At 44.4% G+C, this 25,080-nt stretch carries 19 protein-coding genes; 18 read left to right on the forward strand and 1 reads right to left on the reverse strand.

Translation table 11 applies throughout. The features are described 5' to 3' along the window. The first annotated feature begins 41 nt into the window (after positions 1–41). Positions 42–5,024, forward strand: a complete 4,983-nt coding sequence (locus tag ACR64J_RS04515; protein WP_435950685.1) for a translocation/assembly module TamB domain-containing protein — start codon at positions 42–44, stop codon at positions 5,022–5,024. A 90-nt stretch (positions 5,025–5,114) separates the two neighbouring features. On the opposite strand, the gene hemP is transcribed toward ACR64J_RS04515, so the two are convergent. Then, positions 5,115–5,279, reverse strand: coding sequence for a hemin uptake protein HemP (gene hemP / locus ACR64J_RS04520; RefSeq protein WP_317199714.1), 165 nt, complete (start codon positions 5,277–5,279; stop codon positions 5,115–5,117). Between the two features lie 171 nt (positions 5,280–5,450). Here hemP and ACR64J_RS04525 point away from each other — a divergent pair, with 171 nt between their 5' ends. The 17 genes from ACR64J_RS04525 to pyrF all read left to right on the forward strand — a co-directional run bounded on the left by ACR64J_RS04525 (position 5,451) and on the right by pyrF (position 25,037). After that, positions 5,451–5,888: an NUDIX domain-containing protein gene (locus tag ACR64J_RS04525; RefSeq protein WP_435950687.1), complete on the forward strand. Its 438-nt coding sequence runs from the start codon at positions 5,451–5,453 to the stop codon at positions 5,886–5,888. Between the two features lie 523 nt (positions 5,889–6,411). Next, positions 6,412–7,485, forward strand: a complete 1,074-nt coding sequence (locus ACR64J_RS04530) for a lipocalin family protein (RefSeq protein WP_435950688.1) — start codon at positions 6,412–6,414, stop codon at positions 7,483–7,485. A 259-nt stretch (positions 7,486–7,744) separates the two neighbouring features. Further along, positions 7,745–9,190 carry a glyceraldehyde-3-phosphate dehydrogenase gene (locus ACR64J_RS04535; protein WP_435950690.1) on the forward strand — a complete coding sequence of 482 codons (1,446 nt, stop codon included), beginning with the start codon at positions 7,745–7,747 and terminating at the stop codon, positions 9,188–9,190. A 205-nt stretch (positions 9,191–9,395) separates the two neighbouring features. Continuing rightward, positions 9,396–10,607, forward strand: coding sequence for an Obg family GTPase CgtA (gene cgtA, locus ACR64J_RS04540; RefSeq protein ID WP_435950692.1), 1,212 nt, complete (start codon positions 9,396–9,398; stop codon positions 10,605–10,607). Between the two features lie 80 nt (positions 10,608–10,687). Further along, positions 10,688–11,860 carry a glutamate 5-kinase gene (gene proB / locus ACR64J_RS04545; RefSeq protein ID WP_317199719.1) on the forward strand — a complete coding sequence of 391 codons (1,173 nt, stop codon included), beginning with the start codon at positions 10,688–10,690 and terminating at the stop codon, positions 11,858–11,860. 86 nt (positions 11,861–11,946) lie between these two features. Next, positions 11,947–13,080 (forward strand): uroporphyrinogen decarboxylase, encoded by a 1,134-nt coding sequence (gene hemE, locus ACR64J_RS04550; protein ID WP_435950695.1) that lies wholly within the window; start codon positions 11,947–11,949, stop codon positions 13,078–13,080. Between the two features lie 78 nt (positions 13,081–13,158). Then, positions 13,159–14,226: an N-acetyl-gamma-glutamyl-phosphate reductase gene (gene argC, locus ACR64J_RS04555; protein WP_435950697.1), complete on the forward strand. Its 1,068-nt coding sequence runs from the start codon at positions 13,159–13,161 to the stop codon at positions 14,224–14,226. A 277-nt stretch (positions 14,227–14,503) separates the two neighbouring features. Next, entirely contained in the window at positions 14,504–15,259 is a 756-nt protein-coding gene (locus tag ACR64J_RS04560; protein WP_435950699.1) for a hypothetical protein, read from the forward strand. Between the two features lie 53 nt (positions 15,260–15,312). Then, entirely contained in the window at positions 15,313–15,720 is a 408-nt protein-coding gene (locus tag ACR64J_RS04565) for an ATP-dependent Clp protease adaptor ClpS (RefSeq protein WP_435950701.1), read from the forward strand. Positions 15,721–16,370: 650 nt separating this feature from the next. Further along, positions 16,371–18,908, forward strand: coding sequence for an ATP-dependent Clp protease ATP-binding subunit ClpA (gene clpA, locus ACR64J_RS04570; protein WP_435950703.1), 2,538 nt, complete (start codon positions 16,371–16,373; stop codon positions 18,906–18,908). A 143-nt stretch (positions 18,909–19,051) separates the two neighbouring features. Next, positions 19,052–19,816: a uracil-DNA glycosylase gene (locus ACR64J_RS04575; RefSeq protein WP_317199725.1), complete on the forward strand. Its 765-nt coding sequence runs from the start codon at positions 19,052–19,054 to the stop codon at positions 19,814–19,816. A 92-nt stretch (positions 19,817–19,908) separates the two neighbouring features. Beyond that, entirely contained in the window at positions 19,909–20,367 is a 459-nt protein-coding gene (tadA, locus tag ACR64J_RS04580; protein ID WP_435950705.1) for a tRNA adenosine(34) deaminase TadA, read from the forward strand. A gap of 110 nt (positions 20,368–20,477) precedes the next feature. After that, positions 20,478–21,224, forward strand: coding sequence for a (d)CMP kinase (gene cmk, locus ACR64J_RS04585; RefSeq protein ID WP_435950707.1), 747 nt, complete (start codon positions 20,478–20,480; stop codon positions 21,222–21,224). A gap of 277 nt (positions 21,225–21,501) precedes the next feature. After that, positions 21,502–23,190: a 30S ribosomal protein S1 gene (gene rpsA, locus ACR64J_RS04590; RefSeq protein ID WP_317199728.1), complete on the forward strand. Its 1,689-nt coding sequence runs from the start codon at positions 21,502–21,504 to the stop codon at positions 23,188–23,190. Between the two features lie 235 nt (positions 23,191–23,425). Then, positions 23,426–23,728: an integration host factor subunit beta gene (locus tag ACR64J_RS04595; RefSeq protein WP_317199729.1), complete on the forward strand. Its 303-nt coding sequence runs from the start codon at positions 23,426–23,428 to the stop codon at positions 23,726–23,728. A 167-nt stretch (positions 23,729–23,895) separates the two neighbouring features. Further along, positions 23,896–24,297 carry a lipopolysaccharide assembly protein LapA domain-containing protein gene (locus tag ACR64J_RS04600; protein ID WP_435950709.1) on the forward strand — a complete coding sequence of 134 codons (402 nt, stop codon included), beginning with the start codon at positions 23,896–23,898 and terminating at the stop codon, positions 24,295–24,297. Between the two features lie 38 nt (positions 24,298–24,335). Then, positions 24,336–25,037: an orotidine-5'-phosphate decarboxylase gene (gene pyrF, locus ACR64J_RS04605; RefSeq protein WP_435950711.1), complete on the forward strand. Its 702-nt coding sequence runs from the start codon at positions 24,336–24,338 to the stop codon at positions 25,035–25,037. The last annotated feature ends 43 nt before the right edge of the window (positions 25,038–25,080 follow it).

The following is a 25,080-nucleotide window of genomic DNA, read 5'->3' on the forward strand; positions in this document are numbered from 1 at the left end:
AGCAGTGCTAATAATGACATTATCTAACGCAGTTGACTTTCATGTTGCCCAATAACTCTCAGCCCAATGACCCTTCACAAGATCCTGCTCAAAGAGATGCTCGCGCCGTAAAGCGCTGGTATCCTTTGTCATTTTTAATCAAATTAATGATGCTGATTTTGATTGTGCTAGTGATTATGTTTGCCGTTTTCTTTTATATGGCAGGGACAGAATCAGGCACCAAGTTTTTGTTAGAAAAAATCAGTGCAGAGACGGGTATTGAGCTGACTTATGGTAGTGGCAATTTGCGTGATGGTATCTGGGTCAATGATATTGATATCAAAGCCAATGAAGACCTTGAGATACTCGTGGACAAAGCCTATGTCAAGATAGGCTGGCGCGCTATATTTGCTAAAGAGGTGCATCTACGCGACGCGGATATTCAAACGATAGAGATCATCAATAATAAGCCGCCCACGGGCGAGCCGTTCGACTACAAAACCTTGCAGCTGCCTGTCAATCTACGCTTTGATCAAGCAAAAATCAAAAACATTATCTACAAGCAAGTCACCAAAGATCCTGTTACCTTACATGACATTAAGGCTCGTGATTTGACTTGGGTGGATACCTTAGTAACCGTTGGTCGCGGTGATCTGCGTTATGCTGATATTGTCAAAGTCAATGCGCTACAAGGCGAGATTGATCTGCAAGGCGACTATCCGCTAGATCTGTCCGCTATCGTCGAGGTAAGCGCGCTTGAAAAGGCCTACATCGACCCGCTTAATGTGACCGCAACAGGTAGCCTAAAACGAACCGTAGGCCGCGTACGTAGCCGTTATAACGATAGCGATGTCAGCGGCAACTTTGTGGTGCAGGGGCTAGACCCAGACGCGCCATTTCAAGCCAAATTGCAGTGGGATGATATCTTGCTGCCTTACGCTGAGGAGCAAAACATTCACCTCAAAAGCGGTATCGCTACCGCTAGTGGCGTCATCTCTGATATACGTCTGCGTATTAATACTGAGCTTGACGCAAAAGACATTCCATCAGGACGTTATAAGGGCCGCGCTATTATTGCCAATAGTCAATTGCGTATTGATCGCTTAGATGCAGACGTGCCAGCAGGCCGTCTAACGCTACAAGGCATTTTGGACTGGAAAGACAGCTTTGATGCCAAAATACGCGCGACAGGCAGCAATTTTGATATTCGCCAAGCCATTCCAGAGCAGTACGCTGACTATAAGGCTTATGCTCCGCAAACGCTCGATGGTCGATTATCACTACATTTTCAGCAGCGCAACATCAGCAACAATCTTGAGGTGGATATTGACTTGCGTCAGCGCGATGGCGAGCACGTCAATGCCAATATCGTTCGCGGTAAGACATCTGCTAAATCGACGCAGGCCGCACCTTTATATATCGATGCCAGCTGGCAGAATCTGACGCGCCGCGATGTGCCTAATATTGGCAATATCGATAGCCCGTATGGACGTGCTGATGTGATTGTGCGTGGCTCTACGCTCTCAGTTGACGCCAATGCCTTTATTAATGAGCTCAATGCGGCACCGAAAGGCAACTATGACGTGCGTATGCGTAAAAACGGCAATACAATTGATCTCAATCGAGTTAATTACAAAGGCATTGTCGGCGACCTATCAGGGAAGGGTCAGATACTACTGGCAACCGCGCAGCGTCCACTGACGTGGCAGATAGATGCCCGTACCAATGGACTACTGCCCAAGCAATATCGCAGCGATCTACCGCTTGAGCGTCTAGTAGGACAATTGAGCGCTCGTGGTCGATTGATTAATATTAGCAAAAACGGCGTCAAAGGTCAGCGTCATATCATCAGCTTTAATAACACTGATCTGCAAGCTACCCTTGATGCCTCACAAGATAATCGCCGTATCGGTATCAGCGGCAGCGGCGATGCCAGTATAGATTTGATCGGTGGTGAGTTGTCAGTATTCGATGCCCGTTTCGATGGACAGATAGATACCCAAGATGTTCCTAAAGGTCGATTATCTATAGATGCTGCGGGTACACCAAAAGTCATTAGCATTCGCAAACTTAACTACGCTGGTGAAGCGGGATCGGTTAACGCTAAAGGCATGATAGACCTACGTAACAACATTGGCTGGAATGTTACAGGCCGTTTTGATAATTTTGATTTGGGCTATTTTTTGCCTAACAATCCTGCGATTTTGACAGGTGATCTGAGTACCAGCGGACAGTGGCAACCTGCCAATCAAAACAATGAGGGTAAATTACAACGATTTGCTATCAATTTTGATGGTGTGCTTGATGCTGAGCAATTGCCTGCTGGCAAGCTAATAATAGACGCCAGCGGCAATTCACAAGTGATTACTATCAAGCGCTTTAGCCATGTGGGCGCGGCAGGCAGTATTCGCGCAAGCGGTACTGTAGATGTACGCCGAGGTATCGCTTGGGATATCAATGCGGTCATGAATCGCTTTAATGTAGGGTATTTTCTAAAAGACACGCCGAGTGTCATCACAGGTACAATCAATACCGATGGGCGCTGGAGCGATAGCGAGCAGATTATCAATATCAATCAGATTGATCTAAGTGGTATACTCAAAGGTCAGCCGCTTAGTGCCAAAGGTAGCTTGAGTGCTAAGCTTAATCTGCCCAAAGACATCGCCAGTTACTTTGAGCGCCTACAAAAGCAAGACGCCGAGACGCAATATCAGCAAGTAAACGCGCTTATCGAAAGATTAAATGCCAACAATTTAGTGCTACGCTGGGGTGACAATTACCTCACCGCTAATGGCAACGCCAAACAGCTGCAAGCCAAGATCAATATCACTAGCCTCGATCAGCTCTCAGACAAGCTCAGTGGTAAAGTCTCAGGCGGCGCGACCTTATCGCAGCCTGCAGGACAGGCACTACCTACTATTTATGTCGATCTGGTCGGTGAGCGTATTGCCTTGCCCGGTTTTATATTGCGTGAGGGGCGTATACGCGGCAAACTGGTCAATCTTGCTAATAGTCCAAGCCAGTTTATTATTAGTGCTGAGGGCTTAGACGTTGCGGGCCAAAGCTTTAAGCAGGTCAATGCAACCTTTAACGGTACTGAGCAGGCGCATGTCGTCAATTTGAATATTGCCAATGAGCAAGCTCAAATATTAGCTCGTATCAAAGGCGGCTTTGATCGTAATCAGCTCAGATGGTCGGGTGCTATTGGCAAAGGTCAAGTCAAGTCGCAATACGCCACGCTTAACCAATTACAACCGGCGCAATTGATCGTTGATTTGCCGCGTGAACAAAACGGCACTACTCGCGACCTAAAAGTGCAGCTAGCCGCGCACTGCTGGCAGGCGTCGGATCAAACGGGCAAACTATGTCTGCGTGAGAACCTGATTGCTTCGCCTGATAGTGGTCAGGTTAATTTAGCCCTTCAAAAACTAGATACATCGCTATTATCAGTATTTTTACCAAAAGACATCGATTGGCAGGCACAAATTAATGGCAAAGCTATCATCGGCTGGCAGCGTGGTCAACCACCAACGATTAATACGACTTTGTATTCAGATAACGGCAAAATTGGTCTCATGCAAGACGATGGGTTACCACCTGTTTCGCTACCGTATGAGCGCATATCTTTAATTGCTTTATCGGTACCTGAAGGTATCAAGCTACGGGCTGATATCAATACGGGTCGCGGCGCACGCGGTTATGCTGAGGTAGTCGTTGACCCTTATAAGACGCCAAAACCTATCTCTGGGGCACTAGTATTAAATGAGCTTAATTTAGCAGTATTTAAACCGTTTTTCCCAGGTATGCGCGTACTCGAGGGCAATATCACTATGGCAGGTGGCTTAGGTGGTACGCTGAGCAAACCGCAGTTTTATGGTGATGTGGATCTCGTAAATGGTCGCGTGGCTATGCTTGATTTGCCTGTTAATTTAACCAATATCAATGCCTCAGCTAAAATACGCGGGACGCAGGCAACAATCGATGGCAAGTTCAACAGCGGGACAGGAACGGGCACGCTGACAGGTACGATCGACTGGCGTCAAAAGCTTCAAGCCAAACTAAGCATTATCGGTGATCGCTTAGTTATCACCCAGCCGCCGTTATTGGTCGCTGAGATCAACCCAGATATTGATATTATCGTGCGTCCAGAAGATCGTTACGTCAATATTCAAGGTGCTGTAAGTGTACCGTCTGCGACTATTCGTCCGCCAGAGGCGAGTGAAGATATCATTACCCAAAGCGAAGATGTGGTCGTGTTAGATCGACGCTTGATCGGCAATATTGATGAAGTATTAGCCGTATCCAAACCTTGGTCTATTAACGCTGATATCGGCATAGATTTAGGCGACGATATCAATTTCCGTGGCTTTGGTGCGGTCATTCCGCTTGCAGGCGCCTTAAATATTACTCAAAATGGCACAGGCGTTATGCGTGCTAAAGGGGTAGTGCAGGTTGCTCGCCGTACCTCTATCGATGCTTTTGGACAGAACTTAGAGCTAAACTACGGTCAAGTGCGTTTTAATGGCAATGTCATGAAGCCAAATTTAAGCATTGAAGCGGTCAAAATCATTGATGATAGTACAGTAGGGGTGCGAGTAACGGGTACGACTGAAAATCCAAACATCGTCGTCTTTAATGATGCAGGTCTCACCCAGCAGCAAGCAATGAATGCTTTGGTTACAGGTCGTATCAATAATGGTAGCGCGACTCAAATCAGTGAGCAAGGCTTTAAGTCGCAAGTTACCAATAATTTGGCAGCAGCTGGCCTCAACTTTGGACTCGGTGGTACGCGCAACTTTACCAATCAGATAGGTCAAGCATTTGGTTTTCAGAGCTTAACAGTAGATGCTTCGGGCAGTAGCGAAGACACTAATATCAACGTGACTGGCTACGTCACGCCTGATCTATACATCCGCTACGGCGTCGGCGTCTTTAACGCCCAAAACAGCCTATCAGCACGTTATCAACTAACGCGCCGTATTTATGTTGAGGCCACCTCTGCTGCCGAAAACGCTGTAGATGTGGTATATAGCTGGCAGTTTTAAGAGCTGCTAGTTGAGAGTAATAAAAAACGCCTTATCTAAAGGCGTTTTTTACAGTTGTAAATATGGATATAGGTACTACTGTAAGCACTGCTATTTTGTCAATATCAGACGATTATTGCGAGTTAAGCGCAGACGATACTCTTCGCCCTCATGCTCAATTCGTACCTCTTTAGTTAAGGCAAAAAGATGCTCTGATTGTAACGTCGGTAAGCGGTTTTCAGGGTTTCCAAAATAACGCGTTAAGCTTATATTCATGACAATCTCCTTGTTGATGGCACTATGAATCATTACTAAGGTGAATCATTGCTAAAGTTTTTTACTAACGATAATGATTATCATTTATAATTTAAGCTATTGCAAGTACTGATTCTAGCTATTATTTTATTTATCATCTTGTCATAGACTCTAACGGTTGAAAGGACAAAAATGACCAAACCTAAAAGTACTAATAACAAGTCCATACATGTCGCTATTGCAGTCTTACATTATCAAGACCTGTATTTATTAAGCTATCGTCATTCTGATCAGCATCAAGGTAACTTGTATGAGTTTGTTGGTGGCAAAATAGAGACAGAGGAGACTGCTAAGACTGCATTAGTGCGAGAAGTTAGCGAAGAGGTGGGTATCGACATCAGTCAAAATACGATGATTGAAATGGACCTTATCACGCATGATTACGTTGATAAACAGGTAAGTTTGTATACTTATATAGTTGCATTGACAGCAGCTCAATATACTCAGCATAGAAATCAAAAAAAAGGCTTAGAGGGACAGCCCTTATCTTGGGTAACAAAAGATCAACTCTTAGACATAGACTACCCGCTACCAGCCGCCAATAAGCAAATTTTACAGTGGCTATACTAAATAAAACAGATACGCCGCATTATAGCGCAAGGTTGAAATAATTTTTCTTGCGTGCTGTGCTTATGCCAACAGGTGCTACAAAAAACTATTTCAATCTTGTCTTGCTGTATCGTTTTTATATTGAACTGATTATAGAAGTGACAACGAATGTTATAAAGATATACAAGCGCATGAACACAGTCACATTGATAATATTTGAGTTACTTATAGTGAGTAAGGTATTGTTTTATAATTCGGTTGATAGGCTTGTAAGCCTGAAGACTGAGACCGTTATTAGTTAATATACGTTAATATATTATTTACAAACCGTTGCGTTTTCCTACATAGCCACACTACATATTAAAGAGTGATGTACCTATTATGCTCTCATAACGACTAGAAGGTAATAAAGGGTCAGTATTACAAATTTTTGTGATGATAATGATAAAGACCATAACCTTGAAGTTTTCAATTCAATAGGTAACAAAACAGCTGATGATGTACCCAAACACGGGCTTATTGTGCTGGTTGTAAGGGCATTTTTATGATTAATGACTCATTTCAATCAAAATGGACTGAGGTAGAAGTCTCAAATTCTAATTTTCGAAGTGACAAATACTATGATTATCATAGCAATGATAATCTCCAGGCGAATGCCAGTAACGATGATAGCTACAAAAGTGATGACTCAACTTACAAAGCTCAAGATCTATCTTTTATAGAAGATCAAATGCAAACTATAGAAGAGCAGATGCAAACAGAGCCAAATGTGCATAAAAACAGTGCAAACAGTAGCACCTATGATCAAAATCCTACTATGCAGCCAACTTGGAATTATTTATCAAACGAGCGTACAAAATCTATAGAGAATGAAGAAGGCGTTTCTAAGAAGACAAAAGAGCGTGCTAACATGACGCATCAAAACTCAATACCTCAAGTATCAGAAAGGATATTTATGAACGGACTTATTAAGCACACTGCAATAGCGCTAGTGATTATTATTCCGCTAGCTGCGATCTCTGCTTATGCTGCCCCTGTGACAACTGCTAATACAGCAAATGAAAGCTTAAAGTCACCAGTACTGTCCGTAACACCTAGCGATATTATCTACAAATCAGCAAACATGCCAACAACTGTTGATGAAGTTGATCTTGAGAAATATAGCGGTAAATGGTACGAGATAGGACGAATGCCACTATTTTTTCAGCGCAACTGTGTAGGCGATGTTACCGCCACTTATCGTGCAAAGCCCAACAGCTCAGACATTACTGTACTCAATGAGTGTAGTGGAGAAAATAACACCGTTATTAGTAGCGAAGGACTTGCCATGCCAGTTGATGAAACAGGCAGCAAATTAAAGGTAACTTTTTTGCCATCATGGATCCGCTGGTTGCCTATTGGTCGCGGGGACTATTGGGTATTAGCACGCGATGACAACTATCAAACTGCTTTGGTAGGTACGCCGGATAATAGTAACTTGTGGTTACTTGCTCGCTCGCCTAATATCTCTCAGCAAACATACTCTAAGTATCGTCAAATTGCGCAGCAGCAAGGTTATGACCTAAAAGAATTTAGCTTGACGCCGCAGAGCAGTCAGACGGTAAATCTTGTTCCTTGATTTTATTGTGCTAACAGCAATTTATAGAAACAGTCGCTCACCTGATAAAAGACAGCAACTTTAGTGGCTGTCTTTATTCTTTATATCTCTCATTATAAAACCGCGTAGTTCGGTTATAACTGGCAAAATAAGGCGTTTTAGGCTAAAATCGTCTCATTCAAAAGACCCTAACCGTAATTTCTATATTAGCAGTCGTCATAGTTGCCGCATTCGTTTTATCTTCTTTTAAATATTATTTCTCAATTTACTGACCATAAGGATGTTTCTCGTGAGCCAAGCCGATACCTTACGCCAACTACATCAAGATCGCCTAAACCATTACAACAACCAAGAGCAACAAGCCATTGAACTTATGAGCTTATTGAACAAGCTCTATAATGAGCAAGACGTGCAGATTACCCTGTTTGGAGAAACCTTAGACGCAAGTTCTGTCGGTAGTATATTGGCCTTGCATCAAAAAGCTGGCACTCGCGGCGCAGACTCAAAGCCTATCGATATCAAAGATACTTTGGCAATGGTCAAAGAGATTGCTGCAAATCGTGACGTGCAAACCGTACGCATTGATGTCGGTCAATTGATTACCAGCAACAATGATGTTGCCTCTGCATTAGCAGCGCTAACGTCCGCTGCAAGCGCTAAAAACGAAGCCACTGATGTTGTGTTGTACGGCTTTGGTCGTATTGGTCGTATCTTGACGCGCTTGTTATTGTCGCAAGCTTCTAGTAGCAAGGGTTTACAGCTAAAAGCAATTGTAGTGCGTCCTGCAGCAGCGGGCGATTTAGCCAAGCGAGCTTCGCTACTAGAGCGCGATTCTATCCACGGTGGATTCTCAGGCGCCATTGACGTTGATGAGGCTAACAACGGCATCATCATCAATGGCCGTTTTGTGCAAGTCATCTATGCCAACGATCCAAGCGAGATCGATTACACTGCTTATGGTATCGATAATGCAATCGTGATTGACAATACAGGTAAATGGAAAGATGAAGCAGGCCTAGGTAAGCATTTAGCCTCTAAAGGCGTGCAAAAAGTCCTACTGACTGCGCCTGCTGGCGGCGAGATCAAAAACGTCGTGTACGGCGTTAATAACGATACTATCGGTGATGATACTATTGTGAGTGCGGCAAGTTGTACCACTAATGCCATTACCCCGTCGCTAAAAGTACTGAACGATGAGTACGGTATCGAAAACGGTCATGTAGAAACAATTCACTCTTTTACCAATGACCAAAACTTGATCGACAACTATCACAAAGCTGATCGCCGTGGTCGTAGTGCGGTGTTGAACATGGTAATGACGAGCACAGGCGCTGCCAAAGCAGTGGGCAAAGCCTTGCCTGAGCTTAGCGGTAAGCTGACCGGTAATGCTATTCGTGTACCCACGCCAAACGTCAGTCTTGCGATATTGAACCTAAATCTAAAGACGGCCCCTAAAGACGCTGACGCCCTCAACGCCTACATGCGCCAAATGGCTAATAGCAGTATGTGGCAATCGCAAATCGCATATACTGATTCAACTGAAGCGGTATCAACAGACTTCGTCGGTACCACTCACGTAGGTATTTTGGATGCGCAAGCGACTATCGTCACTGACAACCATGCTACCGTTTATATCTGGTATGACAATGAAGTCGGTTATAGCACGCAAGTATTGCGCTTAGCGACGCAAATGGCAGGTATTAGCTACAATCACATACCTGCATAAATCAAACCGCTAGTTAGTTAAAGTTTAAGCATCCGATAGTCTGATTGATTATCGGATGTTATTGTTATAAAGCTGAGTTTGTTTTAGCCTTGAGTATGTTATAAATAGCATGATAAAAACACGCGGTGGCAATTTAGCTTTTATGACAACTTAAGCTCAGTAGTAATTTGGCCTAGCCACTCATATGTACCATAAGGATTGAAAAATGCGATTTATTGATGAAGCCGTCGTAACGGTAAAAGCAGGTGACGGTGGTAACGGAATCGCCAGTTTTCGACGTGAAAAATACGTGCCACGTGGCGGTCCTGATGGCGGTGATGGCGGCAGTGGCGGCGATATTTATGTCATCGCCGCTGATAATACTAATACCTTAGTTGATTATCGTTATACTCGCCGTTATGATGCAATGCGCGGCGAGAATGGTCATAGCCGTAACTGTTCAGGCAAAGGCTCTGATGATGTACTGTTGCCTGTCCCTATTGGTACCACTATTATCGATACCGAAACCGATGAAGTTATCGGTGATCTCATTGAGATTGATCAAAAGATACTAGTTGCTAAAGGTGGTGATGGCGGTTTGGGTAATACCCACTTTAAAAGCTCAACCAATCAAGCACCGCGTAAGGCTACATCAGGGTTTGAAGGCGAACTTAAGGTATTAAAGTTTGAGCTGAAAGTTGTCGCTGATGTCGGCTTAGTAGGACTGCCAAACGCAGGCAAGTCCACCTTTATCCGCCAAGTCTCAGCGGCCACGCCAAAGGTTGCAGATTATCCCTTTACCACGTTAGTGCCTAATTTGGGAGTGGTCGATATCGGTCGTCATCGCTCATTTGTGATGGCAGATATTCCAGGATTGATCGAGGGCGCATCAGAGGGCGCAGGCCTTGGCATTCGCTTCTTAAAACATGTTGCACGTACGCGCCGATTATTGCATTTAGTAGATATCAAGCCCATCGATGGTAGTGATCCGGTGCAAAACGCTAGAGTTATTCTCACTGAGCTTGAGCGCTTCTCGCCAGAGCTGGCTAATTTGCCGCAAATTTTGGTTTTAAACAAGATAGATCAAGTGGTTGATGAGAGCGAGCTTAATGAGCTATGTACGCACATCGTGGCAGAGCTTGGCTGGACGGGTATTGTGTTTCGCACCTCAACATTGACAGGTGAGGGCGTTGACGCGGTCAAATATCACTTGATGAATGAGATTGAGCGTGAACGTGAACGCGAGTTAGAAGATCCGATATTCGCTGAAGCGCAAAAAGAGCGCTTTGAGCGCTTAGAGGCTGAAGTACGCCGCAATACCGAAGCGCAGCGCGAAGCTTACCGCGCAGCTCGTAAAGCACAGCGCGAGGGCATAGATGCTGATGATAGTAATGACGATGACGATGATTACGATGTTGAAGTCGTTTACGTGCCTTGATACCAGTACACTATTACGCACATAAACCGATATATTATACGAACAAACCGATACTCACTTATAAATACATAGGAGTTTTTATGGCAGTTGACAACCAGAACACGTCTGAGGAAGCAAGATTTATTCAGCAAACTCGCAACTTCAATATCAAGCGCGTGATTGTCAAGATTGGCTCCTCGTTATTAACCAATAACGGACGCGGACTTGATCGAACTGCTATATATGAGTGGGCAAAACAGATCGCAAAACTGCACAATCAAGGCACAGAAGTACTGCTGGTGTCCTCAGGCGCGGTTGCTGAGGGCGTGGTACGGATGAATTTGGAGGAGCGTCCAAAGAAGCTAGCCGCTCTGCAAGCTTGTGCCTCTATCGGTCAAATGGGTCTGATCGAAACTTGGTGGTCAGCGCTCATTCAACACGGCGTACAGAGCTCACAATTATTATTAACTCATGATGATCTCTCTAATCGCCGCCGTTATCTTAATACGACAGGAGCGCTGACGCAGCTGCTTGAGTGGCGCGTGCTGCCAGTTATCAATGAGAACGATACTATCACTGTAGACGAGATCAAATTTGGTGATAATGATACTCTAGGTGCTATGTCAGCGGCTATGATCAATGCCGATCTTTATATTATTTTGACTGATCAAGAAGGGGTGTTTACCGACAATCCGCGTAATAATCCCAATGCCAAGATGATCCGCCAAGAGCGTGCTATGGCAGATTACTTGTTTGATATTGCAGGTGATGGTGGCAAGCTTGGGCGCGGCGGTATGTTGACCAAGATCCGAGCGGGTCGTTTGGCGGCTATGGGCGGTTGTCCAACCGTTATTGTTAGCGGCGCGATCGAAAACGTCATTACTCGCGTGGTATCTGGTGAGGCGATAGGCACACTACTTACGACTAATGAGGCGGATAAAATTATCGCGCGCAAGCAGTGGATTGCCGCCCATTTACGTATGTCAGGCAGCCTGATTATCGATGACGGCGCTGCCAAAGCGTTAACGCAACATAACCGTAGCTTATTGCCTGTTGGCGTAGTAGAGGTACAAGGCGGTTTTGATGAAGGCGATGTCGTCGAGATTATTCATCAAGATACTGGCGAGCGCATAGCGGTTGGACAAGTGAACTTTTCATCCAATGAGGCGCGGCGCGTCGCTCGCGAACGTACCGAGCAGTTCGATAGAATCTTGGGTAGTAGCGAAGAGCGCGTCGTTATGGTACATCGTGACAATCTGGCACTGTCCATGTGATTTGCTTGCTGTAGCTTTACTTGATATGACTTTGCTTACTCATCCTTTATTTTATAATGACAATAAATCATCTTGGAGATTTGCGCATGAGCGCCTCAGATCACGTTTCACCTAATCATGACTTTGCGCCACTAAAAAACGACAGGTTGCTACGGGCGCTGCGTTTTGAATCTATAGATACGACGCCAGTATGGATGATGCGTCAAGCAGGACGCTATCTACCAGAGTACAAGGCGACTCGCGCCGAGGCCGGCGACTTTATGAGTCTATGCAAGGACACTGACCGAGCAACTGAGGTCACTTTGCAGCCGCTGCGCCGTTTTGATTTAGACGCGGCTATTTTGTTCAGTGACATCTTGACCATTCCTGATGCGATGGGGCTTGGCCTGTACTTTGAGACGGGTGAGGGGCCAAAGTTTGAGCGTCAAGTTCGCACTCAAGCCGATGTCGATAACTTGCCTGTACTCGATGTTAATGACTCGCTCGATTATGTCATGCGCGCAGTGACTAGCATTCGTCATGCACTAAATGGTCAAGTCCCTTTGTTTGGGTTCTCAGGTAGTCCATGGACGCTTGCCACTTATATGATTGAGGGTGGCAGCTCAAAAGACTACCGCTATACCAAAGGCATGCTCTATAGTCAGCCGGAGCTGCTACATGAGTTACTAGACAAACTTGCCACTGCGGTCACAGATTACTTAGATGCACAAATCATTGCAGGCGCGCAGATTGTACAGATATTTGACAGTTGGGGCGGGGCGCTGGGTCATCGTCAATTTATTGAATTTTCGCACTTTTATAACAAGCGCATTGTCTCAGAGCTCAAGTTACGTCATCCAGATATTCCGGTAGTTCTATTTACCAAAGGCGGCGGTCTGTGGCTAGATGTTCAAGCTGATAGTGAGGCGGACGTCTTAGGGCTTGATTGGACGATGCCACTAGATCGCGCGCGTCAGGTGCTTACAGAGAGCCAGCGCCAACTGACCAAGCACTATAAAAAGATCCAAGGTAGCAAGGCCATTCAAGGCAACTTAGATCCCTCAACTTTGTATGCTTCACCGCAAAAGATCCGTGATGAAGTCAAGTTTATGCTTGATAGCGCCTACGCAAGTGGTAACAAGACGGGCTATATTGCAAATTTAGGTCACGGTATCACTCAGTGGGTCAACCCTGATCATGCCAAAGTCTTTATCGATGCGGTACATGACTATAAAATTTGAGACTTGTAAGATTTGGCGCTTTTTTAGCACTTAGGTAAATATTTAAAGTCATAAGTTTAAAGGACAAAAGGATACATTATGATCTCAGCAGCTATCGTTGGCGGCACAGGCTATACGGGTATTGAACTTATTCGCTTGCTCTCCGCTCATCCTAAAGTATCTATTGATTTATTGACTTCACGCAGCGAAGCAGGCTTGCGCGCTGATGAGATATTTCCTAGCTTGCGCGGTATTACAGACTTAGTCTTTAGTGATTTGGGCGATGATACGCTGTCTGCTTTGCAGCAGTGTGATGTGGTGTTCTTTGCTACCCCTCACGGCGTAGCTATGAGGCAAGCTGAAGCGCTCACGCAAGCGGGCGTTAAAGTCATCGACTTAGCGGCTGATTTTCGCCTGCAATCTTTACCTGATTTTGAGCAGTGGTACCAGCAAACCCATGCTTGTCCTGAGCTACTTAAAACGGCCGTTTATGGTCTGCCTGAGGTTAACCGTGACAAATTAGCCAAGGCTTTAGTCGTTGGAAATCCAGGCTGCTATCCGACAACAGCAATATTGGGTCTAAAGCCTATTATTGAGATGCAAAATAAGCAAAACGAACCGCTTATCGATGCGCGTATCGTTATTGACGCCAAATCTGGCGTCTCTGGTGCAGGCAGGCAAGCGAAACTGGCGCTTAACTACGCTGAAACGACTGACAATTTTAAAGCCTATAGCGTTGAGGGTCACAGGCATTTACCAGAGATTGAGCAAGGCGTTTCCCAGTTATTGAACAGCCAGTTTACGCATCGTATTCGTTTTTTACCGCATCTGATACCGATGATACGCGGCATGTTCAGCTCTATTCATATGGAGCTTACAGAGGCGGGCAAGGGTATCGACTGGCAAGAGCAGTTTGAGACCAGCTATGCTCAAGAGAGCTTTGTAGATGTATTGCCAACAGGTATGCATCCTGATACGCGTAGTGTACGCGCTAGCAATCGCCTGCGTATCGCCATTCATCAAGACAATGAGCGCCGGGATCTGACAGTATTGGTGGTACAAGATAATTTAGTGAAAGGCGCATCAGGGCAAGCGGTACAAAACATGAACGTCATGTTTGGGCTTGATGAGTCATTAGGGCTTAATTTTGCTCCTATCGTGCCTTAATTTATACTTATATACTGAGTCAAATTTGGATATTTGACTCGATATATCCAATGAGTCATTCGTATGGACAGTGCTAGGTATTGATTATGAATTCCGCTATAATACATCGCTCCTACTGATAAGAGATTCCCTATAGATGCGTGTTAAGACTGCCAAGCGTTTGTGCTCACAGCCCACATGTCCATCATGTCAGGCTCCCTTATCACACGATTTTATGCTCAAACTATCCTCTTTTTATCAGGCTGCTATTAGCGATCGGACTGATACAAATAGTCATATGCTTACTCGTATAAGCGTCAGCCAGACTGGGGCATCAACTTGGTTACTGGCATTGTTTGTGGCGGCGATACTTGTTACAGCTATTGTCGGCTCAGTATTTGGTCACAAGCTTGGCTATCAAAGCGGCTATCATTCAATAAAGGCTGAGACTGACAAAGCTGCTGTCAATGGCAAACAGACCTCTCAAGAGTTAGAGGATCTGCGCGTTACCCAAAAGGTATTAGCTAATCAAGTCGCCACTGCCAAGCAAGAGCTTGAAATCAGTCTTGCTAATTTAGATGAGCTGCGCCGTACTCAGCGCGAGCTTAATATTGAAAATGCTCAAGTCACTCAGCTTAATGATTTGTACTCAGATGTCATTGCAGACAATGGCGGTATGCCACTGCAAGTGCTTGGTGCAAAGATAGAACCGCTACCAGAGAATGCTTTTGAGTATGGTTTTGATATTGGGATGCTCAGTGCTGAGGGCACAGCGAAGTCTGTCTTAGTCTCGCTAACCTTGCTCAATGATGATGATTTTGTAGAGGTGCCATTAGAGCCTACGCGTTATAGTGTCAAAGGCATTGAGCGTATTCGTGGACGCTTTGTGATGCCTGAGCGTTTTAAGCCTTTGCAGGCTAAGCTGACTTTGAAGTCGGGCAATCAAGAAGCCGTCCAGCTCTATGATTGGGATTTAGGGGCTATGGTTGATGATATGCCGCTGTCACTTATGGACTTACAGGAGCTTGATGAAAGTCCTATTGAATCTGAGTAGTTGTTTACTATACTATTCTCTCCTTCTTTTTACCTTATGTTTGTATTCTAATTATGATTAAAAAGCCCTGCACTTACACCGATTCTATCGCGGCTGACTGGCACTTTCCAAGTGCACCTGTTCACCGCGCTCAAGATGATGACCTTGAGAATGAGACCTCGCCGCAAGCAGATGTTTTGGTTGCTGAGCCAGAGGTCGCCAAACCGCCTATGTATGCGGTCGTCATGTATAATGACAACTACACGCCTATGGAGTTTGTGGTCTATGTGCTGCAATCTGAATTTCGTCATAGTATGGATTCAGCGGTTGCGATAATGTTGTCCATTCACAATACTAGCAAAGGTATTGCTGGTATTTACCCAAAAGACATCGCAGAGACCAAAGCCAAAAAGGTCAATAGCTTAGCGCATAGAGAAGGCTACCCTTTATTGACGCAGATAGAGCCGCATCAAGGAGAGTAACTCGCTTTATTACTTTATTAGCCCTTAGCAACATAAGCTCTTGGTAACTCACATAACTTTTCAAATAACTTTAAGTTCAGCACGAAGTTCAACATAATGTTTTTGTCATCTAAAGCTTACGGTACAAATTTAGTCTGTCCTATCTTAGGCAATGCTAGGTAATGATTGTCTCACAATGAGTCTTGGATTATTCCTCTTGATTAATTTTTGATCACCCCTATATAAAACATCTACCCACTGGTTGTAGCACTTACCTATAACGAAGTTATCTAGCGCTTTATTTAGCACGCTCTTATCCTATTTATCCTGCATTGTTATCATAAATCTCAACGAAGTCATCGTTTTAGAAGGCGTCCTGTCATAATTGCTATAGATACTGATACATTTTAGTACGTATTAGTGGATTGACTATCCGTGTTTATCATGTTGATATGAATATAAGCCGACATGAATAAGTCTACAAACCCTCGCTGCAACAACAGCCACAAAACTGATACTTAGTGCACAGTGGTAATAAGCGATACTGGTTATTAATAGAGTAAGCTAATAGAGTAAATGCTCTTGAACAATCTCATTCTCGCCCTAATTTACTAACTAAGTCATTCATTAAGCTATCAATTATAAGATAGGTATAACCTTAGGAAGTCCTTATGTTAAGTCGTCATTTAGAAGTATCCCTACGTTTGGCAATGACACTTGCGCGGCAAAAATCGCACGAGTATCTCACAGTCGAGCATTTGCTATTGGCCCTGCTTGAGAATACTCATGCTGCTAATACGCTAACCGCTTGTAATGCCAACGTGACCACGCTACGTAGCGAGCTTGAAGCCTATATCAACAAGCATACGCCAACCGTAGACGTGGATATGGAGCAATCGCCGCAACCGACGCAAAGCTTTGATCGTATTTTGCAGCGCGCGATATTCCATGTGCAGTCAATCGGCGGTGGTCGCTTGGTTGAAGGTTCCGATATACTAGTGTCTATGTTCTCAGAGCATGATACTTACGCCGTTTACTTACTTAAAAAGCAAGGCATCAGCCGTCTTGAGCTCACGCAGTATCTATCGCATGGTCAGGATAAAGATGAGCCTGCAGAGCCGCGTGCCTCTATGAGTGGCGAGCGCCGTAGCCCCTCTGAAAAGACTAGTAAAGACCCATTAGTTGAGTTTGCAACCAATCTCAACCAGCGTGCAGCTGAGGGCAAGACTGATCCTCTTATCGGCCGCGCCTCAGAGATTGAACGCGCCGCACAAGTGCTTTGTCGCCGCCGCAAAAACAACCCTTTATTGGTCGGTGAGCCAGGTGTAGGCAAAACCTCTATCGCTGAGGGTCTTGCGTGGTTAATTATCAATGATAAAGCACCAAAGCCACTCAACGGCTGCGTGATTTATAGTTTAGATATTGGCTCTTTGATTGCAGGTACTAAGTATCGTGGCGATTTTGAAAAACGTATGAAGTCACTTCTTGATGCGCTAAAGAAAAAGCCAAATGCTATCTTGTTCATTGATGAGGTGCATATGATCATCGGAGCAGGTTCGTCGATGAGTAGCAATATGGACGTGTCTAACCTTATTAAGCCTGCACTGGCTAACGGTGAGCTGCGCTGTATCGGTTCTACGACCTTTACTGAATACCGTCAGGTATTTGAGAAAGATCATGCGCTGTCACGTCGTTTTCAAAAAATTGATGTCAAAGAGCCAAGCGTAAACGACACCATTGATATTCTACGGGGTTTAAAACCGCGCTATGAAGAGTTTCATAATGTTGAATACACCGATGAGGCTTTAGTGACTGCTGTTGAATTATCCTCTAAGCATATACATGAGCGTTTTTTGCCAGACAAGGCGATTGACGTTATCGATGAGGCAGGCGCGTACAAGCGTTTAGGCGTCATCCCTGATGCTGAGGATATCAAAGCTGAAGAGAGCTTTATCGCTGATTTAGAAAAGGATTTTGATGATCCCATTAGCGAGATCGATCTAGATATCGATAATGAGATGAAAGATGAGGCAGATGCGGCAATAGCAGATGCTAAGTCCATTACTCTTGATGATTTACAGTCGGCGACGAGCAAAAAGCCTCCGATGAAAATCGATGTCTCTGATATCGAAGCTATCGTAGCTAAGCTTGCCCGTATTCCGCCAAAATCTGTATCGAGCGATGATAAGAGCATCCTTGAGCATCTAGATCGCGATCTCAAGCGTCTTGTGTTTGGTCAAGATGAAGCGATTGCCACGCTTGCTGATGCAATCAAACTGTCACGTGCAGGTCTAAAAGCTCCGGACAAACCCATAGGTTCGTTCATGTTTGCAGGTCCTACAGGTGTCGGTAAGACCGAAGTGTCACGCCAGCTTGCTAATTTGTTAGGGGTTGAGCTGGTGCGCTTTGATATGAGTGAGTATATGGAAGCGCACACCGCTTCACGCTTAATTGGTGCGCCTCCAGGGTATGTCGGATTTGATCAAGGTGGCCTGCTCACTGAAAAGATCAATCAGCATCCGCATTGCGTATTATTGCTTGATGAGATCGAAAAAGCGCATCCTGATGTCTTTAACTTGCTCTTACAAGTCATGGATCACGGTACCTTGACAGATAATAATGGCCGCGTTGCTATCTTTAAACAAGTTATCGTTATTATGACGACTAACGTTGGCGCTGATAGTATTAGTCGCTCGTCTATGGGCTTTACGCAGCAAGATCATAGCCGCGATAACAACGAAGCTCTAAAGCGTGTCTTTACGCCAGAGTTCCGTAACCGTTTGGATGCTATTATCCAGTTCAATGCGCTTGATACCTCAGTCGTCGTCTCAGTCGTTGATAAGTTCTTGGTTGAATTACAAGCGCAGCTTGATGACAAGCAAGTGACCTTAGAGATTGATGACGAGGTTCGCGATTACTTAGCGCAAAAAGGCTACGATCGCCTCATGGGCGCACGTCCTATGCAGCGCTTGATCCAAGATGAGATCAAAAAGCCACTAGCGAGCATGATTTTGTTCGGTGACTTGGTCAACGGTGGAGTGGTTCAATTAAGCTTAGAGCCTGAAGATGTCGATTCGGCAGATGACGATAGTATCAAGCTTGACAAGGATGCTACTCATTCAGATAAAGGCTCATCTGACAGTCGTATTATACTAACGGTTGTTGAGACCCATGAGCCGCGTTCAGATTCTGAATCTGTAGCCAGCTAATTGATGGTGTGTTAAGACAAACGGCTACCGCTTAGACTAGGGTAGCCGTTTTTTTTGGTTAAATTTTATAACGAAATACTTTAAATGTTTTTGCTATCATTCTTTAAACGAGTAGAATTTAGACAATAATAGGATAAATAATAATGAACTTATTTGATGAGCCTTTAGATAGTCCTTCTAGCAAAAGCCTTTCGAGTAAAAGTGCCGCCGAAAAAAAAGAGATTTTAGATAAGGTGCGCCTGCCTGAGGACTGGAAAGTGGCGTTAGAGGATGAGCTGACCTCTGACAACATGGATGAGCTTCGGGAGTTTTTAAAGCAGGCTTATCAATCAGGTGATAGCATTTATCCGCCAGCACCTTTGATGTTCAACGCTTTTAATCTTACGCCGTTATCCAAAGTCAAAGTGGTAATTTTAGGTCAAGACCCTTACCATCGCCCAGGACAAGCAATGGGGCTATCATTTTCTGTACCCAAAACGATTCCAAAACCGCCCTCACTAAATAATGTTCTAAAAGAGATGGCAGATGATATCGGTTTGAGCCCTTCAAAACATGGCGATCTAACCTACTGGGCGCAGCAGGGCGTGCTGCTCCTCAATAGCTCATTGACAGTTAGAGAAGGCGAGCCTAATAGTCACCAAAATGAAGGTTGGGAGCCATTTACTGATGCGGTGATTGATGCGGTCAACGAGCATACCGAGCATACGGTTTTTATTCTGTGGGGCAGCAAAGCTCAGAAAAAAGGTAAGTACATTAATACAGACAAGCATCTGATTTTGACTGCGGTGCATCCCTCACCATTGGCGGCTAACCGTGGTGGATTCTTTGGCTCAAAGCCATTTTCTAAAACCAATGAGTATCTAGTGCAACATGGACAGACCCCTATTGATTGGCAATTGCCGCAATAATGGTCAGTACTAACTATAGTCTGCAACCACTGAAAGCAGTTGTACAGAATATATCTGAACACAAATTTTGGCATCTCAATGATGTCAGATGGATGACACAGGCGCTTGAGCTGGCCAAGATTGGTGCAAGCAAAGGTGAGGTGCCAGTAGGGGCAATACTGGTACACGATAATCAGAGTATCGGACGAGGGTTCAACGAGCCTATTGGACGCTGCGATGTCACTGCTCACGCTGAGATAGTCGCGTTGAGGAGTGCTTGCTTACATCTACAAAACTATCGCCTGCCGCCTCATACAACGCTTTATGTCACTCTTGAGCCTTGTACCATGTGTATTGGCGCGCTTATTCACGCGCGTGTGGATAGACTCATCTACGCCGCAAGTGAACCGCGTGCTGGCATGGTGGGCAGTCAAATGAATTTATCTGAGCAGCCTTTTTATAACCATCATATTCAAACGTTAAGCGGCTTACATGAAACGCAAAGTAGCGAGTTACTCAAGCGCTTTTTTCGCGCTCGCAGGCAAGCATCAAAAGAGCTAAAAAGGTGTTAACTGAGTAACAAGATAATAATGCTTGTGCTAGTGATTGCTACAGATTTTTGCTATAATATTGCCCTATTTGAAAGTCCCTTATCTAAAAGTTCCTTTACTAAGTGAGCACTATGACTGACGCTAAGTCCGTGACAAATGACAGTATACAGATACCGCATCGTTATCCTGTTATCTGTATTGATGGACCAAGCGGCGCGGGTAAGGGTACAGCGGCGTGGCGTTTAGCAAAGGACTTAGACTATCAATTGTTAGACTCTGGTGCTTTGTATCGCATTGTCGGTCTAAAGGCCTTTGAAGCAGAATTGATTCATCCAGATGGCAGCCAAATTATAGACGAGGCGGCGCTACTAGCATTGACGCAAAACTTGCACATTGCATTTGAGCTTAATCATGAATCTGTCTGCATCGATATCGTCGTTAATGGCAATATAGTCGGGCAAAAAGTTCGCAATGAAACGGTAGGCGGCTACGCTTCGCAAGTGGCAGTATTTCCCTCAGTGCGCAAGGCGTTACTAGCATTGCAGCAAGATATGGCAACGCGCTCAGGACTAGTAGCCGACGGACGCGATATGGGTACGGTGGTATTTCCTAATGCGGACGCCAAGATATTTTTGAGTGCTAGTGCTGAATCTCGCGCTAAGCGCCGCGTTGCTCAATTGAATGCCTCTGGGCAACCTGCAGATTTTGAGGCTATTTTAGCAACGATCAAAGCACGTGATGAGCGTGATGAGAACCGTGAGGCATCACCATCAAAGCCTGCTACAGATGCATTGTATATTGATAGCTCTAACCTAAATGCTGATGAGGTTTATCAGCAAATAAAAGCGCATTGTCAGACGCAAGGTATTTGTTTTTAATAAATTTGTTTATAATAAAAAATATCTACTTGCGCGCTTTTAGTATAAAATTGTAGAAAGCGATTCTAATTATTTTGAGTAGCTGACTATTTTAGATACAAGTAATTTAGACATAAGTAACGAGTCAATGATTGCTAGTGATTTTATTTAAGCTTATTAGCAATCATTGTTTTTTTATATGAGTGTACAAGATATAAAACCAGTATCTCGTTTTGTATATTCATAAATTTGATCCGTACTGTGCTGGACAGGATACGGCTATACAAAGGTAGACATAATGGAATCATTTGCTGAACTATTTGAAGCGAGCATCGAAGAGACGGGTCTGGATATCGAGCGTGGCTCGGTCATCACAGGTGCTGTTGTTGCCATCGATAACGACTGGATCACTGTTGATACGGGTCTAAAATCTGAGGGTATCGTCGCTCGTGAAGAGTTTTTAAGCGAAGAAGGCGAACTTGAAGTTGAAGTTGGCGACAATGTTGATGTTGTGGTTGAAGCTGTTGACAACGGTATGGGTCAAACCTTACTGTCACGTGAAAAAGCTAAGCGTGTTGAAACTTGGAATTTCCTTGAAAAAATCTCTGACAATGATGAGATTGTAAAAGGTATTATCTCAAGCAAAGTTAAAGGCGGTTTTACTGTAGATATCGGCTCAGTACGCGCGTTCTTGCCAGGCTCATTAGTAGATGTCCGTCCTATCCGCGATACGACGCATCTTGAAGGTAAAGAGCTGGAATTTAAAGTTATCAAACTTGATCAAAAACGTAACAACGTTGTGGTTAGCCGCCGTGCAGTTATGGAAGCTGAAAATTCAGCTGAGCGCGAAGAGCTACTCAACAAGTTAGAAGAAGGTATTGAGATCGAAGGTATCGTCAAGAACCTGACTGATTACGGTGCGTTCGTTGATCTTGGTGGAATTGATGGTCTCTTGCACATCACTGACATGGCATGGCGCCGTATCAAGCACCCATCAGAAGTCGTTGAAGTGGGTCAAGACTTAAAGGTTAAAGTATTGAAGTTTGACCGTGAGCGCAATCGCGTAAGCCTAGGTCTCAAACAATTAGGTACTGATCCTTGGGATAACGTTGGTGGCACTTACCCAGTGGGTAGTGTAGTCAAAGCTCGCGTAACCAACTTGACAGATTACGGTTGTTTTGCTGAGATCTCTGAGGGCATCGAAGGCCTAGTACACGTATCAGAGATGGATCATACCAACAAAAACATCCACCCATCAAAAGTGGTACAAGTGGGTGACGAAGTTAACGTCATGATTCTCGATATCGACGAAGAGCGTCGCCGCATTAGCCTAGGTATCAAGCAGACACTAGCTAATCCATGGGATGAGTTCGATAAGAAGCATGAGCGCGGTGATAAAATCACGGGTACGATCAAGTCAATCACTGACTTTGGTATCTTTATCGGTCTAGACGGCGGTATCGATGGTCTGGTTCACTTATCAGACATCTCTTGGAACGAGACTGGCGAAGACGCTATCCGTAACTACAATAAAGGCGACACCGTGGAAGCGATGGTATTGTCTGTAGATTCAGAAGCCAATCGTATTAGCCTTGGCGTGAAGCAGTTAAGCTCTGATCCATTCAACGAGTACCTGGTCAACAATGATCGCGGCGCTATCGTTAATGGTAAAGTAAAAGACGTTGATGCTAAAGGCGCAACGATTGAGCTTGCTGATGAAGTGGAAGCTTACCTACGTGCCTCAGAGATTCAGCGTGACCGCGTTGAAGATGCAACTAAGCACTTAAGCGTTGGTGATGATGTTGAAGCTAAAATCATCAGTGTTGATCGTAAGACTCGTAACATCAGCTTGTCAATCAAAGCAAAAGATGAAGCTGAAGAGCGTCAAGCGATCAAAGATCTTGGTAGTACAGGTACCACAGCAGCTTCAGGAACTGATGCACAGCCAAAAACCATTGGTGATTTGATCAAAGAGCAAATGCAGTAAATATCACTAATTTATATAACAAAAAAAGCGACTTCGGTCGCTTTTTTTGCGATTAAGTTTCTGCTTAAAAACAAACTCTTATTTCTATTTGCGCCGATTTCCGTTATCATCTGAGTTATTGGGTAACGAAATGTAAACTAGTAAGAATCATGCTCAGAGTATGATTGATTTACCAATGATATTTTATAGGTATATAAGATAACCATTGTCATTCATTTATAAGGCAAGCGTCATAATGCAACAAGCAATTAATAAATCCGAATTTATCAGCAATCTAAGCGCAGATTGCGACACTATTGATGATACCGTCGTTGACGAAGCAGTCAGAGAAATCTTAGACCTCATGGTAGACACCCTAGCCAATGATGGGCGAGTAGAGGTACGCGGGTTTGGCAGCTTTTGTCTCCATCATCGCCGTGCGCGCACAGGACGTAATCCTAAGACTGGAGAGAGTGTGCCAGTACCGGCAAAAGCCATTCCGCATTTTAAACCGGGTAAGGCGCTACGTGAAGCGGTAAACGATACCGTAGCGAACTAAAGCGTATTTATTTACTCAATCTTAGTAGCTGGTTGTCACGATAGCAGATGAACACGATAACTGATAAATAGATTCGATAACATTTACAAATTTTTGACGTCAAGTTTTTGATGTCTATGGTTTACTGTCCTCTAACTATTTTGTATTCGTAAATTAAGGTATATCTGATGCGCTTTATACTGTTTGTACTCCTGTTTTTGAGCTTTGCTTATGCCTTGGGCTTAGTGCTTGTCAACAACACTGACATCGAAGTTAATCTCTTGTTCTCGCAAGCACCTGCAATGAATCTAGGGCTATTACTGATTATCTGCCTGACCCTTGGCGTGGTGATAGGCTTGCTCCTAGCCTTGCTAATATTTAGAGTATTTCAGAACAAATGGGAAATCTCCCGTCTGCAAAAAGAGAATAAAAAACTGCAAGAGCAGCTGACTCAGGCCAACGTAGTGATTGATCGTCAGGCGAATGCTCCAACAATCGACGAAGCCGTTTATGGTACGACAGCAAACACTAGCGTTAATACAAGCCAAGTCAAAGACACAACTAAGCTGAGTAAGCAAAGACGTGACTAAATAGACTTAAAGCAGTGATTAAACCAAATGGTCCAATTATGACTAATGATGTAACTCGTTCGCCAATTATCGTCGCCCTAGACAACAATACTTTAGAGGCCGCGCTGGCATTAGCTGATCAGCTAGATCCTAGTCTATGCCGCTTAAAAGTAGGCAAAGAGCTGTTTACGCGCTCAGGTCCTGCTGTTGTACAAGCATTGCATCAGCGCGGATTTGAGGTTTTTTTAGATTTAAAGTTCCATGATATCCCTAATACTACCGCGCAAGCAGTACTAGCTGCCGCCGAGCTTGGCGTTTGGATGGTGAACGTTCATGCCAGTTCAGGTTTTGATGCGATGTCATTATCCAAACAGCGTTTGTTGGACGGGGGGTTTGATACTCTACTGATAGCTGTGACGGTATTGACCTCAATGAGCCAAGACAATCTGACTCAAATTGGTATCAATGATAGCTTGGATGCACAAGTTAATCGTTTAGCTGCCTTAACAGAGCAAGCTGGCTTGGACGGAGTGGTCTGTTCTGCAAAAGAGGCCAAAGCTCTAAGAGGTCAGTGTGCTAGCAGCTTTAAACTAATAACGCCCGGTATACGCTTAGCTGATGACAATGCGGATGATCAAAAACGCATTTGTACCCCGTATCAAGCGTTAAGTGATGGATCAGACTATCTCGTGATTGGGAGATCAATCACCCAAGATCAAAATCCTACTGCTAAGCTCCAAAAGATTTTAGCAACGCTTTGACTATCTATGCTTTAACTATTTGTGCTTTAACTATCCATTAAAA

The sequence above is a fragment of the Psychrobacter sp. DM8 genome, from assembly GCF_051307025.1.
Classification (GTDB): domain Bacteria; phylum Pseudomonadota; class Gammaproteobacteria; order Pseudomonadales; family Moraxellaceae; genus Psychrobacter.